Source organism: Paenibacillus sp. FSL M7-0656 (genome assembly GCF_038003225.1).
GTDB classification, from domain to species: domain Bacteria; phylum Bacillota; class Bacilli; order Paenibacillales; family Paenibacillaceae; genus Paenibacillus; species Paenibacillus amylolyticus.
On the sequence record NZ_JBBOOT010000001.1, the window covers coordinates 3180378 to 3196473 of the forward strand.

12 protein-coding genes are annotated in these 16096 nt (G+C 46.1%); 2 read left to right on the forward strand and 10 right to left on the reverse strand.

Annotated elements, in window-relative coordinates; translation table 11 throughout:
- Positions 1-40 precede the first annotated feature (40 nt).
- Positions 41-904 (forward strand): helix-turn-helix transcriptional regulator, encoded by an 864-nt coding sequence (locus MHI01_RS14090; protein WP_036672651.1) that lies wholly within the window; start codon positions 41-43, stop codon positions 902-904.
- Positions 905-1038: 134 nt separating this feature from the next.
- The gene (locus MHI01_RS14095) at positions 1039-1713 is read left to right on the forward strand and encodes a response regulator transcription factor (protein ID WP_076253483.1); all 675 of its coding nucleotides are present in this window, start codon (positions 1039-1041) and stop codon (positions 1711-1713) included.
- Positions 1714-1734: 21 nt separating this feature from the next.
- On the opposite strand, the gene MHI01_RS14100 is transcribed toward MHI01_RS14095, so the two are convergent.
- The 10 genes from MHI01_RS14100 to MHI01_RS14145 all read right to left on the reverse strand — a co-directional run bounded on the left by MHI01_RS14100 (position 1735) and on the right by MHI01_RS14145 (position 15812).
- Entirely contained in the window at positions 1735-4977 is a 3243-nt protein-coding gene (locus tag MHI01_RS14100) for a hybrid sensor histidine kinase/response regulator (RefSeq protein ID WP_339285603.1), read from the reverse strand.
- A gap of 178 nt (positions 4978-5155) precedes the next feature.
- Positions 5156-5461, reverse strand: coding sequence for a PAS domain-containing protein (locus MHI01_RS14105; RefSeq protein WP_036672654.1), 306 nt, complete (start codon positions 5459-5461; stop codon positions 5156-5158).
- A 71-nt stretch (positions 5462-5532) separates the two neighbouring features.
- Positions 5533-7530: a methyl-accepting chemotaxis protein gene (locus tag MHI01_RS14110; protein ID WP_405158575.1), complete on the reverse strand. Its 1998-nt coding sequence runs from the start codon at positions 7528-7530 to the stop codon at positions 5533-5535.
- Positions 7531-7954: 424 nt separating this feature from the next.
- Positions 7955-8812, reverse strand: coding sequence for a MetQ/NlpA family ABC transporter substrate-binding protein (locus MHI01_RS14115; protein WP_339285600.1), 858 nt, complete (start codon positions 8810-8812; stop codon positions 7955-7957).
- A gap of 51 nt (positions 8813-8863) precedes the next feature.
- Complete coding sequence (locus MHI01_RS14120; protein WP_339285599.1) at positions 8864-9535, reverse strand: methionine ABC transporter permease; 672 nt, start codon at positions 9533-9535, stop codon at positions 8864-8866.
- Complete coding sequence (locus MHI01_RS14125; protein WP_339285597.1) at positions 9532-10341, reverse strand: methionine ABC transporter ATP-binding protein; 810 nt, start codon at positions 10339-10341, stop codon at positions 9532-9534. Before MHI01_RS14125 ends, MHI01_RS14120 begins: the two co-directional genes overlap by 4 nt.
- 131 nt (positions 10342-10472) lie before the next feature.
- The gene (locus tag MHI01_RS14130; protein WP_339285595.1) at positions 10473-12776 is read right to left on the reverse strand and encodes an outer membrane protein assembly factor BamB family protein; all 2304 of its coding nucleotides are present in this window, start codon (positions 12774-12776) and stop codon (positions 10473-10475) included.
- Positions 12777-12877: 101 nt separating this feature from the next.
- Entirely contained in the window at positions 12878-13672 is a 795-nt protein-coding gene (locus MHI01_RS14135) for an energy-coupling factor transporter transmembrane component T family protein (protein ID WP_315371101.1), read from the reverse strand.
- Positions 13647-15218: an ABC transporter ATP-binding protein gene (locus MHI01_RS14140; protein ID WP_339285593.1), complete on the reverse strand. Its 1572-nt coding sequence runs from the start codon at positions 15216-15218 to the stop codon at positions 13647-13649. The genes MHI01_RS14135 and MHI01_RS14140 overlap by 26 nt, the downstream gene beginning before the upstream one ends.
- Complete coding sequence (locus tag MHI01_RS14145) at positions 15219-15812, reverse strand: ECF transporter S component (protein ID WP_315371099.1); 594 nt, start codon at positions 15810-15812, stop codon at positions 15219-15221. It lies immediately after the preceding gene.
- Positions 15813-16096: the final 284 nt, after the last annotated feature.

Sequence of the window (16096 nt, forward strand, 5' to 3'; positions counted from 1 at the left end):
TATAATGACTACCATGATAACGAGGATTGAAGGTGATGGATTGAACTACGATGTCAGGTTACAGGCATTGTCCACTTTTCTGAAAACACAGCGTTCCAAAATTTCCCCCGAATCGGTCGGTTTACCCACTGGAAGTCGGAGAAGAACGCCTGGGCTGAGGAGAGAAGAGGTTTCCCAACTGGCAGGAGTGAGTACAACATGGTATACCTGGCTTGAACAAGGTCGGGATATTCAGGTATCCCATTCCGTGTTGGATAACATTGCTTCGGCACTGAGGCTTACTACAGATGAACGAAAATATCTGTTTTCGCTCGCCATGGAGCATCATACGGAGCTACCCACACTGGAAGAAGAACCGGTTCAACTTCACCCTTCCTTGCAGAAAATTTTGCAAGAACTTCACCACTGTCCTACCGTGATCTCGGATCGGCGTTGTTACATTGTCGGCTGGAATGATGCAGCCCGGCATGTTTTTATTGATTTTGAACAGATTGCCCCCGAACAGCGGAATATGATCAGTCTGTTATTTGATCGAAAGGAGTTTCGCAGGCTCGCGGTGAACTGGGAGGATTTTGTTAGCGGATTTCTGGCAATTTTTCGTGCTTACTATGGCCAGTATGTTGATGATGAATGGTATAATTTATTTTTGGATGACATGATGAACAGACATCCCGATTTTCATACCCTTTGGAAACAAAGCAGCGTCAGTAGTGCCCCGGACGTATTAATCGAGTTCAGGCATTCCAAAGCAGGCAAAATGTTGTTTGATCTGACTTCGTTGCAGGTTCAGGGTAGTTCCGATCTGCGTTGCAGTGTCTACACCCCTGCGCCAGAGAGCGCTACCGAGCGCAAATTGATGCGCCTGATCGAGCGTGAAGCTGATCCACATCTTGGCAAGCATTAAATCGGAGTCTCTCACCTTCTCGGAGTCATGTTAGAGCCTTGACATCCTCATGTTGCATGTTTTAAATATCAGGTATATTAAGTAATCCATGGATCTTAGTCCTTCTACAAGAAGGGGGTTCAGAAAGGAATATCATGACGAAAGTGCTTATCATAGAGGACGACAACATGTTAGGCGATACATTATCCTTGTATTTGCAAGGTGAAGGGTATGATGTTATCCGTGTCGATAACGCAAGAGATGGTCTTCTACAGCTTCAAGCGCGGCCTGATATCCTGCTTCTTGACTTGATGCTCCCTGATTCAGGTAATAAGAATCCTAGTTCTCTCATGCGCCAACATACGGCAATCCCCATCATTGTCATCTCTTCCTTAACCGAGGTTTCTGAGCGTATTCGATCATTAACAGACGGGGCTGATGACTATGTATGTAAGCCTTTCAGCATGCAGGAGCTGAAGGCACGTATTGAGGCCGTATTGCGTCGTTACTCTATATTGAACAGCTCTGTTGTCACTGAACAGGAATCCGGAATATCTCTCGATCTGGCCCGAAGAACTGTTTTGTTGAATAACCAGCGCGTGGAGATGACGTTTTCCGAATTTGAGATCATGAAGCTGTTTATCCTCAATCCTGGCAAAGTCTACAGTCGGTATGCCCTGATCGAAGCCATTCGTGGTATTGATGCGTACATTAATGATCGCACCATCGATGTGCACATTACCAAGCTTCGCAAAAAAATTGAGGACAATCCAAAAAACCCCCAATACATTCAAACCATCTGGGGGGTCGGATATAAGTTCACACCTTAAAACAACACAGCTTCATTCCGATCACCATGGCAGGGACTTGGTAATTTTATCAATTTCCTGTTGTACCTTCTCCAATACCAAACGCAGTTCCTCTTCTTTGAACACCGGACGGAACAAGAGCGATTCCAATTGGAGAACTGCACACATCAGGTCCACTGCATGCAGATTCGCAGCTACGCCTCGAAGAGAATGAACACTACGAATGACATCAGCAATCTGTTGTTGCTGATGTTGAATCGCCAGTTTTTTCTGAAACGAGCCATACTCCATTCTGAATTTCGTGAGCGCATATTGCAGAATATGCGGCTTGCCGTCCATCTGTCTGATCGCCTTATCTGCATCAATTCCATTGATCTCCCTTATGCCTTTTAGATCAATCCATATTTCCAAAATGTCTGCGAGCTGTTGTTCATGTATGGGCTTAGTCAGGATGGCATTCATACCTGCTTCAAGATATAATTCATGGTCCCTTTTTAAACCATTCGCTGTAATCGCAATAATAGGTGTACGATCATATTTCCTCATCTTGCGAATGTGCCTTGCTGCATCAATTCCGTTCATAGCTGGCATATAGAGATCCATCAGAATCAGTTCCCATGTTTGTTCGTCCAATTTCTTCAAAACCTCTGTGCCACTGTCTGCCAGCGTCACCTTGAATCCGTTATGTTCCAGCATGGCCCTAATGGCCAGTTGATTGATTTCATGATCTTCAGCGATCAGAATGTGCCCTTTGGATTTAAGCAAGTAGGATTCATCACCTTCTATCATCCGGTTTTTCTCCAATGGCCCTTCACCCTGAAGTGCAAGTAATACTTCGAACAATCCCAGACGTGTAATCGGTTTGATCATCAAGAGATCGGGGCGAAAGGATCTCTCCTCACTCCACAGGGCATTTTCACTAAAAGCATGGGTATAACCCACCATTTGAAATTTGGTTTGATTCATTCGCTTCATGAAACTATCCCATGACGATCCGTTGACGGTCTCCTCTGCATCCATATCCAACATGATCAACATCGAACTTGTCCCATCTACATGATGGACATACCAATCACTTTCCATCATATGGTTCAAGGAAGTATACAGCGTCGAATTCATCCCGAATGAATAGAGCAGTTGCTTCAGATTTGCGCCCATCCGTTCATCATCTTCAATGATAACCACATCATTCGCACCATATAGGAGAGGGTGTGTCTGCAGGGAGAAACTCTCTTCTTCTTCCGAATCTGCAAGTTCAAATATCAAGTCGAATGAAAACAGACTGTACTCTCCCAAAACACTATCCACCCGCAAGCTTCCTCCCAAAGCGGTGACCAGAAGGTAACAGATGACCAGCCCAAGACCAGAGCCACCATATGTTCGATACGTCGAGGGTTCCGCTTGAGTAAACGGGACAAAGAGCCGTTCCAATTGTTCGGGTGACATTCCGATTCCCGTGTCCTGTACCTCAAAACGGACATGAACTCGCTCCGCCTCCAATGAAAGAACCTCTGCCTGCAACGTTACATATCCATGCTCCGTAAATTTAATCGCATTACTGAGCAGATTCAATAACACCTGTTCAAGTCGGAACGGATCACCAATCACCGTTAATGGCAGATCGGGATCGGTTGTAAAAATCACTTCGATATCTTTGTGCCCGATGGCCACACCGATCTGATCTGCCACACGTTTGATCACATCCTCTGGTGAAAAAGAGACCTTCTCCAACATCAGCTTGCCTGCCTCAATTTTCGAAAAATCAAGAATATCATTTACGAGGGAAAGCAAGGTTTGGGAGGACGCATTGATTTTACTCAAATAATCCTTTTGTTGTGGAGATAGATCTGTCCGTTGAAGCAACAACGAAAAGTTGATAATACCGCTCAGTGGGGTACGAATCTCGTGGCTCATGAATGCGAGAAACTCACTCTTTGCCTGGCTTGCTTTGTCAGCCTTAACACGTCTATAGTGATCCGAAATGTCATGAATAACTGCCTTAATTTTCTCACTCGAGTTTAATACTTTAACAGGGGATAGGTGAACCCGAACATGCTGCTCATGACCTTCTCCAACAATAAAACTCAGTTCCGTATCCTGTGCTATTTTGTGATGTAAGGCTTTTTGGAAAACGAACAACCAGGTCTCCAGCTGCTCAATGAACAACAATTCTTCAAGCTGACGCCCAATCACTTCCTGCCTGCCGAGACCGAGAACATCCAGAAATTTCTGATTCACTGACACAATACATCTGTTGTTATCCAAACCGACAAACCAGTCTGCCGACACTCGCTCAAGTGTTCGATATCGCTCTTCACTTTCTTGAATCCTTCGTTTAACCGCTCTGTGCTCCGTAATATCAAGTCCATATCCCACGACATATTTCACCACACCCTCTTCTCGCAGAGGGCGAACGTTCACCAGCGAATAGTAACCTCCATGCTCAATCTCGTAAAAAAAAGATTCCCCTTCCCATGCCCGGTTAAACTGCTTTCGCAGAAATTCTACCTTTTCCTGAGGTAAAATATCCAATGTGCCCAGTTTGTAATCTTGCTTCAGACTACTCATATCCAAGCCCAGTCGGGAGAGCATCTCTCCCTCAAGCACAAGATACTCGAATTTTCCGTTGTGTTTTCGGATTTTAAAAGTAAAACCCGGCTGCATACGAAGCATCTCTAGCATTTCCTGATCCCTCTGAATGACCAATCTCCTATATCGATGATTTTGGTTCAGATAATACAGGAATAATATAACGGAGAGCAGGCAGATACATTGAAAAAAGAGAATCTGCCCCATCATTAGCAGAGAAGGGGAATTGGTCTTTAGTGCAGAAAACTCATACACAGTAATCAACAGCAACGCTCCGGACAACCACTTCTGTATAAATCCCCTGATATACTTAAAGATCAGACATATGGCTACAACAAATAATAACTCTGTCAACGCATACTGCCAGTTCTCCAACAAGGGATTACGCCCCATATTAATCCGAAACATCCACATGAATGCAAAAGTAACGAAAGCAGAGCCACTCCCACCAAAATAAGCAGCAAGCAGATACACAATGGCCCGGAAATTCAACAATGTACCATCCTCAAGCACAATAGAGAAATAATAGAGCGCCGTGCCCAACATGCTCAGCGTAATACCAATAATGATCCGAGTCGTGATGGATGTTGAACGGGTAGCATTTGTATGGTTCAGATAGTGATGAATTAGGAAAACAAAGATCAAAATTAGCGTGAAATTTAATACAAGATCGCGTAGCAAATGGTCACCGTCCACATTACGACTTCAGGATTTCATGCATTCAATGAATGTTGTCAGATTCATGGTCGCAGTTCCTCAGTACACAAATCATAGTATGCCGTGCTCCCTTATTCAATTGACGATATTGACCATTTTTTTGAAAATAATTACTACTTTCAGCTAACATCCCCTTATCACCAAACAACGTTTTTTTTCATGAAAATTCATCATTAAATATGCTGATATAAAAAAGAGAATCATCCAAATGAACCGATGTAATCGTAACTTGGGCTTCCCACACTTCCTGATCAGCCTTCATCAGTTTGGCTACGCCGGACCAGGTCTGATTTCCTCTCCAGTGGGTATCCATTAACAATCGGGCAGGCTGACCTATGGTGCTCTCCCGTGAGAATCCTGTTTTGGTTACATAAACGGAATTCACATCCAGAATCACACCCTCCTCATCTGTAATCATGACCGCATCCGTTAGCAGTAAGAAGGCTTTGAGTTCCAGTTGCATGGTTGTCCACTCCCTCTAATGAAACATGATGTGATGCTGTCCCTGTATGATACTCTCTTCTACGATCCCGTTTAATACTTAAACTGTCTAATCAGACGCTGCAGCTCTTCAGCCAGGGTAGACAAGCCACGAGCCGAGGAAGAAATCTGCTCCATCGCTGCCAGTTGCTCCTCTGAGGAAGCGGCCACTTCTTCGGAAGTTGCGGCGTTGCCTGACGCAATGCCTGCCAACTCATTGGATACAGCAGATACTTCCTGCACACCTGCTGTGATCTCTTGCGATGTGGCAGCAATCTCTTCAATCTGAGGTGTCGTTTCCCGCATGCTATCCAGAATACGTTCAAACTTCCGAATCGCTTCTGTAGAGATGTCCATGCCCTCTCCAACCTCTGAAGTCACCTTCTCCATCATGCGAACGGAAGCAGCCATATCTTCCTGTACCGCCGTAGTCAGCACGGTGATTTCATTGACGGACTGCCCGGATTGCTCTGCCAACTTGCGAACCTCTGCTGCTACAACGGCGAATCCATTGCCATGTGTACCTGCACGAGCAGCTTCAATGGATGCGTTCAGCGCGAGCAGGTTTGTCTGTTTGGCTATATTTCCGATTAACTCCGTGATCGCTGAAATTTGGTGTGATCGTTCATATAACGCCTGAATCAATTGGTTTGTCTGTTCTACTGTCTCTTGAATCGATTGCATCTGACTCACCGTCTGCTTGACGGTGTTGCCGCCTTCTTCTGCTTGTACGGTTGTATGTTTCGCCAAATCAGCGACATGTATGGAACGTTCGGCGATTCTTGTAATACCAATCGTAATTTCATTCATGGCCTGATGGTTATGTTCAATACCTTCGGTCTGTTTCTCCGCACCACTCGCAATTTCTTGAATGGCTCGCGCTACCTGCTCACTGGCTGCACTGGTTGATTCCGCACTCTGAGTCATTTCATCCGATGAGATGACTACCTGACTGGCGCTGTTCTCCACATTTTGAATCAACACACGCAGATTGTGCTGCATTTTGCCAAAAGCCTCACTCAGTTCACCTATTTCATCATGGCTTGTACTTATTATGGTCTGGGTTAGATCCCCTTCGCTCACCTGAATCGCCTGATCCTTCAACTGACGGATCGGTTTAACAATCGATCGCATCACCAGCCAGATGATCAAAATTCCGATGACAAGACAAGAAACGATGACCATAATCGTTCGATTCAGAATAGGTGCAGCGGCATCCTCAACTTCAGAGGAGAACATGGTGCCAGCGACCTTCCATCCCGTGGATGCATTCGTGGCGTAATACATGACCTTATCAACCTGATCAAAGGTATAGTTGAAATTACCGGATTCATTCGTATACACTTGTGTCCAAAAATCTTCTGTTGCATCTGTTCCAGGTTGCATCGTCGGATGATAGATATACTTTTCGCTGGCATCCAGCAGAATCAGATGTCCCTTTTCTCCAACTTTAATTCCGCTAACTAATTGACTAATGTCCGCCAGATTGAGATCCAGTTGGACCACACCAGATTGGTCTTCCAGTGCCTTCGCAATCGTAATGGTAATCTCTTTTGTCTCGGCAGAAATATAAGGGTCTGTAACAATGACCTGCTGTGGAGTACCCATCGCTTCTGTGTACCATGGTCTTGTTCGCGGATCGTAATCTTCAGGCATCTCCGCATCAGAGGACATCAGATACACACCTGCCTCTGTGCCTACACCTATGGTGATGATATCTTTGTTCTGTGCGGCATACCCCTTCAATTCGTTCACAACCCGAACCTCGGCATCTTCTTGACGCAATTGCTCCGCGAGTGTACTCGCATAATATTCAATGTGGTTCCGCTTGGCATTGACTGAAAGATCTATCGTTGCACTGGCAAGGTTCACATTTTCCATCGCACTATGTAAAATTTGCTTCTCCACTTCATCTTTTGCACTGTTATACGATAAAACTCCAATACTTAACGAAGGTATGGCCAGGAAAGCAATAAAGGACACCACCAGCTTGGTCTTAAAGTTCTTATGCATCTTGTTGAACCAGGTCGATTTGCTATTTTTTCGGGACAAATTTCTCTACCTCTTCCAGATAAATTTTAGTTTTACTTGATCTACTTATAAGTTGAACTAGTGATTATTTACACTTGCCACTCCGATGACAGAACAACCGCCAATTGCTGAATGATTCATACAACTTATATAGCTCTTGTATAGCTCTCATAGATTGTAAACCATCTTTTCAAAAAACTAGGTCTCACTTCTTGTGAAAAACACTCTTTACACTACAAAACTCGAACAAATCTCTTAATTTATAATCCAAAAGAACTATTTTCAAACAAATTATACGAAAAAACTATTAAATAAAGTGTTCCGGGGATATGACCAAATTGTTAACTTTCTAAATACTTGTTAATAAGCGAGCGGACGACAAAAAAAAAGATCCAAGCGTTATCGCTCAGATCTAAAGGTTATTTACATTGGACCAACGTATTCTCTATTTAAATGCCGGGATCGCGATATCTGCATATTTCTCTTCGAAGAAGGCTTTGACCTCTGGACCCGCCATGCGTTTAGCCAGCTTCTGGATCGCTTCGGAGTCCTTATTATCCTCACGGGCAACCATGGTGATTGCAAAATGGGAATCATCCTTCTCGGTTAACAATGCATCCTTCTTCGGTGTAAGACCGAGCGGACTGGCATATGCCGGTGTCATGGCTACCAGATCAGCATCATCCACCATGCGAGCCAGCATCAACAAGTCCACTTCCTCAAACTTGAAGTTCTTTGTATTCTCGGTGATGTCTGCCTGGGTGGCGTTAAAACCTGCGCCCTCTTTCAGCTTAATCAACCCGTTCTGCTCCAGCATTACAAGAGAGCGACCAATGTTGGAAGGATCGTTTGCAATTGCAATCGTTGCACCTTCTGGCAATTCCTCAATCGTTTTGTATTTTTTGGAGTAGCCGCCATAGATGGCATTATAGATAGGCTGTACAGCCACCAGATTGGCATTGTTCGCCTCATTATACTGGGTCATGTAAGGCACGTGTTGGAAGAAGTTTGCATCCACTTCCTTGTTCGCGAGTGCCGTATTTGGTTGAACGTTATCTGACAGCACAACAACTTCCAGGTTGACGCCATCTTCCTTCAAAAGCGGTTTAACAATATCCAGTACGTCTGTCATCGGTGGAATCAACGTGGCTACTTTCAGCGTAACTTCTTGTGCAGCTTGTGTATCTTCTTTTGTTCCTTCAGCCGCAGGTGTTTCTTCTTTTTTGCCACAAGCAGCTACAACCAGCATTACTGCAAGCAACATAAGCATCATTTTCACTTTCATTTCATGTCTACCCCTCATCGTATAATCTGTATTGGTTATTCTTAATAATGCAATGCACGGTCCAACCGTTCAGGATCTGCGATCCAGCCAGTGGGACAGTCTGCTACCTGTGAATTGGATCATCTGTACCAGGATAATCATAATGATGATCGTAAATACCATAATCTCCGTTTCGAAGCGCTGATAACCGTAGCGAATGGCAAAATCACCAACACCGCCGCCACCTACAATACCCATCACCGTCGAGTAGGAGATGAAGCTAATCGTAGCTGTTGTGAGTCCCAGTACAAGACCAGATCGTGCCTCCACGTACAAAAACTTCACCACAAGTTGCATCGTCGATGCCCCCATGGAAGAAGCAGCTTCAACCACTCCCCTCGGTACATCCAGCAACGCTTGTTCCACCAGTCTGGCGTAGTAGGCAATGGCAATAACTGAGAGTGGCACGGTTGCCGCCAGCGTACCTATGGACGTTCCCACAACAATCCGTGTGAATGGAATCATGAATACAACCAGCAGTAAGAACGGAAACGAACGAACGATGTTAACGACACTGCCGAGTACAAAGGACAGCGTTTGATTCTGATACCGTTGTCCTCTCCGGAATAAGTACAGCAGTGTACCCAGAGGTAACCCAATCAGAACAGCTGCCGCAATGGAGATACCCACCATAACAAAAGTCTCTCCGATCGCCTGCCATATCTCATGCTGATATTTCAGCACAGACTCAGGTAACCTCATGACTTGTCCTCCTTTTCTGCCTGACGGAACAGAGACGAACCTGTCATCCCGTATTCGTCACCCGCAAGCAAGGAGGTCAACAGATCAGGCTGCGGAGCAGGGATACTGCTCACTTCCGCTTTAGACAACGTACGAACGAGTCGCCCATCCTTCATGACGGATATCCTGTGACATAGTCTGCGAGCCACTTCCATCTCATGCGTTACTACAACAATGGTCACGCCCAGCGTTTCATTGATATGTCGCAGCACATCCAGAATACCGTTCGTGGTCTGTGGATCAAGCGAAGAGGTCGGTTCATCACAGAGCAGCACATCCGGACGACTGGCCAGCGCTCGTGCAATCGCCACACGCTGCTTCTGTCCTCCGCTAAGCTGAGCAGGATATTGCCCCGTCTTGTCTTCCAGTCCAACAAACCGCAGCACCTCAAGTCCACGTTCAACTCGCTGCGCACGGGGCATACCCGCAAGCTCCAATGGCATGCAGACATTGCCACTCACCGTTCGGTTACTGACAAGATTGAAGTGTTGAAAGATCATGCCAATGGATCTTCGTGCCTGACGCAGACTCTGTTCATTCATCTGGGTCAGGTGCTGCCCATTCACAACAACCTCACCATCATCCGGCTTTTCCAACCCGTTGAGCATCCGCAGAAGTGTGGATTTGCCTGCACCACTCGATCCAATGATGCCATGTATTTCTCCTTGTCCCACTTCGAGGGACACCGAGCTTAATGCTTCGAATCCCTGATCTGCACGGGAACCGCGCTCGTTATAACGTTTGCTTACACCATATAATGAGATCATGGAGAGTCCTCCCGTGAATGATCATGCATGGTTCTTCAAGAACACATGAAGAAAGCCCGCACAGCCGATAACCGGAGCGCGAGCAAGCCTGTTCATTTATAATAAATCAACATCCCTTACGAGACAAGCTTTTAAGGTGAGATTGCCTCCTGCAGGCGGCTGGCTTCATATACACGAAAACGTCCGTTGGACGAACCCACATACACTTCATTACCGATCCGGTTAATCATTCCATTCTTCGCATCCCGGTCCCGGTGCTCCGGGTTTCCCATCACAACGTCATGTACACGACCTAACAGTGCTCCATTCTTTTTGTTCATTACGAGCAAATTCTCGTCCATGGGCAACAGCAACTGATCATCAATGACCAGATAACTTCCCTGATTCGTCGGATGCCTTAGTGTTGCAATCGTATCTTTGGTATCCCAGCGCGTCTCCCCCGTTTTATAATCCACAGCCGCCGGGTAGCCATTCTTAATCACATACAACTGATCCTCTTCCACCAGTCCTCGTTCAATCTTGCCCTTGTGCGTCCAGCGTGTTATGCCTGTCTTGGCATCATACAGGGTGGTTGTAAAATCTTCATATTCTCCGTAATGATTGCCATTCTTGTTCTCACGGATCAACAACATGCCATCATTCAGCTCCTCAAATCTCTGTCCTACCCGAGCAGGGAATTGGGCAAGCTTTTTCCCCGTGTTCAGATCAAGCAGAAGCCACTGATTATCTAGTGATAGCCATCTTTCAGCATTCGTGGTTGCAAAGGGATCAAGACGTTCAATTCCACCAGTATATGGATCATTCCAAAATTGTTCTATGGTGGATCGTTTGCCCTTTAAGCTCCATACGGTTCGCCCTGATTGCGGATCGGCTGCAACCAGCTTATTCTTTTCCCAATACAACACATAGGGGTCATCTGCACTCTTGTTCAATAATTCATAACCTGTAGCCAGTTTTCGCGTCCACAATGTTTTTCCGTTTGCACTGTCCAGAACCGTTAACCAACTGTTGCTTGAGCTCTCAACAACCGGGTTATCCACAACCACAACGTTCTTAGCAGCGGTGATGCCATTTAGTCTAAAATTTTGCTTAGGAGTGTACGTCCACATGACCTTTCCGTTCTTCAAGTTCAGATGACGAATACGATCCACGTATTTTTTCTTATCAGGGTCATAATCGGTGTAGATTGTAACGTATTTGCGCTCTGCATCCACCTCTGCCTGCTGTCTTCCAAAACCCCCGTTAATCCCCCATAATTGCTGGCCGGAATGTCGGTCAAGGGCATATATGGAACCTTCGTAGTAACCTCCGCTAAATCCACCGTCATCGCCTTTCATCAGGAGCACGTCATCCGTGGCTGCTTGTAAAAAAGTGTAGTTAATATCCCCCTGGTTGGTCCATACCGGTTTCCAAGGGATTGTCGTTGGCAGTGTTGTGCCATAGATTTTTGTTGTGAACCCATATTCATCCGCCCGACTGATGTTCCAATCGGAAACGACAGCATTTCGATTATCCTGTGGTAGATTCCAGCGTGTCCTGACCACCTTGCCATTCTTGTTGAATGTGACCAGAAATTGTGCATCTTCCCGCTCATATCTCCAGGTCTGCCCAATACTCATTGCATAACCAGTATCATTCAAATTGCTTGAACTCTCTTTCCAATCCGGTTCGCCTAACCACCCAGCCACTTGTTTGGAGGTGATTGCATTGTTCAGCTTCATATCTGTCAGATGGCGTATAACCGAAGTTGGCAGCGATGCCTCCTGAATGAACCAGCCATCAGCCACATTCATCCGCTGTTCTATAGCCTGTGCCTTGATCCAGAAGAGTCCTGGCCGATACGTGAAAGATTCTTTATTCCAGACTCGTGGGGCAATGGAGACCCCATACCAGCCTTTCCACTTTGCAACAATAACAGCCTTATCTGTTAGCGCTTTCTCACTAGACCAAGTTGTAGAACTATCTGGAACCAGATACAACTTGCTGCCTGATTGGAGTGTGAAGCTTTGGGGAGCTGTTTCCGTCATACTTCTGCTCTCCTTCAGTGCATACCAACTTGGCAGCCAAAAGTTTCCATAATCGGTTGACTTAAGCTGCACCCACTCACCTCGAACCGAGGCCAACGTATACTTTTCGTTTTTTGTTGTATAGTATTCAATCCCCAGCTTGTCAGCAGCCACACTGCCGTCCCTTCTGTTTTTGAACAGAGGGATGTCATTAATAAGCGTAACGGTGTCTCCTTGTTTGTAAGCTAACTTTGCAGTTAAGACTTGGGAACTTGCCCCCAATGCTTGTGGCGTTGTAGCCAAAGCTTGTCCTTCAAGGGCGACCATTTTGGAATCCAGCAGCATCCAGCCCGTCAACAGCACAGCTGATAATCCAGTCATGGTAATCCATTTGTACCCCGTTCTCTGCCAGTCAGGACCCGTCTTCACTCTCGTTCATCCCCATTCATTAGAAGTTATTTCCAATAGAGACGCAGTAAAAAGGAAAAAGTTACCGTTTACCTCAATATATTTCTATCTATCTGCCCGTATTACCTTACATCCACCATCGTAGCATGATAAGGAAAGGTAATCCCGATGTAATAAGCCGCTGTTAAGGTGAGCATATAATAAAATACAAACCACAGATCAGCTCGCGAATAGCCAATCTGAATGTAATACGTGCGGCTCGCGCCATCTGTGAACCCTTTCGCTTCCATCGCTACCGCCATTCGCTGTGCACGGCGAATACTCTGTGCCAGCAGCGGAATAGCGTAACGCTTGAGTGTACGATACACATTCCAGCGAGAGCCACGTTGCTGTGTTCCACGAATACGAATCGCGTAACGGAGCGTCTGGAATTCATCCAGCAAAATGGGGATCATGCGCATCGCGGCCAGAAAGCTATAGGCGTATTTCGCCGGAAGCTTCCACTGCTGCATCAGAGAATAAAACAGTCTGACAGGCTTGGTCGTAAGACCAAAGAGTAACCCAGCCGCGGCCATAGTCAACGAGCGAAAACCCAAGTGTAGACCGCGATAGAAACTCTCTTCGGTTATGTGGATCAGTCCCCACTTATACCATGTGGTCTCGCCCTTACCAAACATCATCATACCTGTAGACGTCGAGATAAACACCAGAATGAATGGTGATGCGTACAGTATCAATCTGTACCACGGATGACCTGTCCAGCACAGTAATAACATCATCGCCATCGCAACGTTGGTCATTACATTCAGATTGTGAATGAGGATAACGATGACAAACATCATCGTCAGAATGATCATCTTTAATCCCGGATTGACGTTATGAAGCCAGGTTTCACGGTGAGGAAACGACAGTTGCATCAGATAACCTCCCCTCATCTACCATCCAGATTCGGGTGCAATATCTTTTTACGATTTCACGATCATGGGTAACCATAACAATGGCTGTTCCCTCTCTCCGCAATTGCTCCAGCTGTGCTAACATGGCAAACGTATTGCGGGCATCCTGTCCAAAAGTAGGTTCATCCAACAGCAGTATTCGCTGCTCTCTCACCAGTGCAGAGGCAACGCTCAAGCGTCGTTTCTGCCCCATCGATAATTGGTAGGGATGGCGCTCGGAGAGGGCTATTAGCCCAAATTGATTCAACATATGATCAGTCCTGACAAGTCTTTCTTCCGTTGTCAGCCTGCCCCCCAGCAATGAGAATTCCACTTCTTCCGCGACCGTGTTGGTCACAAATTGAAACTCCGGGTTCTGAAATACAAACGCAATTCGATCTGCAAGCTGCTCCGTTTTGCCAGAAGGCTGACCGTCCACCTCATAATGACCTGTTGTTTTCAGGATACTCATCAGAGATAACAACAATGAACTCTTGCCAGCTCCATTAGCTCCGACAATACCAATCCAATCCCCATGCCATACTTTGGCCTGTTCTACCTGAATGAAGGGTGTTTTCCCACGCCATCCGGTGAACTGTTGCAAGTCCAGTGCAGGCAGATAGCCGGGTGATACAGGTGATAAGGATGAGACGTGAGAGATGAGGGATATACCCGGTGTATCGGATAAGCCAGACGATTGCTGTGCTTCCAAACTTGAGATGCCGTGGTCCACACACACTTGAAGCTCTCCAGAAGTACTTCCCTCTTCTTCCTTAGTTGCCTGCTCGTGCTCATCCCACACACCCGGATACCAGATTCCATAAGCCTTCAGCTTGCCCCGTTCATCTGTAAATACCTGCTGTGCTGGCCCATCCGCCACAATCTTTCCTTCAGGTGATAATACAATGATGCGGTCGACCATATCCACAATCTTGTTTATTTTGTGTTCAACGATGATGATCGTTTTGTCACTGGCGATCCGTTTGACGGTATCCCATACCTGGGAAGTCCCCTCATCATCCAGAAGTGCAGTGGGTTCATCCAAAAACAATACCTCCGGGTCCATGGCAAGCATCGAAGCAATCGCAAGACGCTGCTTCATCCCCTGAGACATGGACTGGATCAATACACGATTCTGTTCAAAGGATAACCCCACTTGTTTCAGATAATATTCAATCAGAGCAGGCATCTCTTCACGCGGAATATTTCGGTTTTCCAGAACAAATGCGATCTCTTCATCCGTAAAGGACATACAGAACTGGGTATCCGGATCTTGAAAGACCACTCCTGCTTGGGCGGGAACCTGAATATCATCACATTTCATCGGAATCTCAACCGAACGGGGTATCAGACCGCTCAGAATTTGCAATAACGTCGATTTACCGGAGCCACTTGGGCCAAGCAACAGCACTTTCTCCCCTTGACGCACAGAAAGAGACAAGCCTTGAAATATCAAGGCTTCCTCTCCCGGGAACTTGCATCTTAGATTTGTCACACTTACCGCTTGCGAATTTTCCTCTCCGCTCATCTAATCCAGCGCCTCATAATCTTGTTTGGATACCGGTCTAAGTGAGCGCGTTACACCAGTCAGTTCCAATGCTTTGGCGAGATAATAAGCGAACACTCCAGCAATCAAGATGCTTCCAATGAAGCGGAATCCGATAAATAACGTGTAGTTCCAGGCCGAGAGTGAATCAATATACCCGTACTGGTAATCCAGCAAAAGCGAAGCCGCTGCGGCTCCTATGGCTGCAAGACAGGTGACAAACAGATTGGTTTTGCGATACAAAAATGCGGCGAAGAATATCTCGGCTCCCAATCCTTGCAACAGACCGTATACAAGTGTGGACATGCCCCATTCACTACCCAGAAAAGCACTTACCGTTGATGCCGCAACTTCGGCAAGAATAGCCACGCCTGGTTTACGAATGATAACAAAAGCAAACGTGCCCGCCATAAACCACATGCCGTAGATCATCTGCTCCGCATGAACGCCAAATGGTTTCATCAAGTCATATGTAGGTCCCCATATCTTGTAAATCACCCCAAACACTACTGCGATCACGATGGTTACCAGAATATCCGTTAGTTTCAATCGCTTGTTGCCTGCTTTTGTTGCCATTTTCTCTACGTCCTTCCTTTGTTCCCTGTGGGGGTTATCAAAATAAACGAAAAAGCCTCCCCGGTTCCGGGCAGGCCTTACGTACAGTGTACAATCCTCACAATGATGTATTGGATGGATGTCGAAAATACGGAATATCAACCAGCCCCCCTCCGTCATGGCAGATACACCACCACAGTTCAAAGAGGTCTGTTGTTCATCCACGTTCATTCCCACAATTCACCCTTACATATCGCAAATCCATGTTCTCTACGCTGGCATTACCCAGATCAGATGTACGGTCA

Coding starts and splice junctions, on each gene's coding strand:
- MHI01_RS14095 (WP_076253483.1), top strand. CDS start 1,039: ATGACGAAAGTGCTTATCATAGAGGACGACAACATGTTAGGCGATACA.
- MHI01_RS14105 (WP_036672654.1), bottom strand. CDS start 5,461: ATGCAACTGGAACTCAAAGCCTTCTTACTGCTAACGGATGCGGTCATG.
- MHI01_RS14115 (WP_339285600.1), bottom strand. CDS start 8,812: ATGAGGGGTAGACATGAAATGAAAGTGAAAATGATGCTTATGTTGCTT.
- MHI01_RS14120 (WP_339285599.1), bottom strand. CDS start 9,535: ATGAGGTTACCTGAGTCTGTGCTGAAATATCAGCATGAGATATGGCAG.
- MHI01_RS14125 (WP_339285597.1), bottom strand. CDS start 10,341: ATGATCTCATTATATGGTGTAAGCAAACGTTATAACGAGCGCGGTTCC.
- MHI01_RS14135 (WP_315371101.1), bottom strand. CDS start 13,672: ATGCAACTGTCGTTTCCTCACCGTGAAACCTGGCTTCATAACGTCAAT.
- MHI01_RS14140 (WP_339285593.1), bottom strand. CDS start 15,218: ATGAGCGGAGAGGAAAATTCGCAAGCGGTAAGTGTGACAAATCTAAGA.
- MHI01_RS14145 (WP_315371099.1), bottom strand. CDS start 15,812: ATGGCAACAAAAGCAGGCAACAAGCGATTGAAACTAACGGATATTCTG.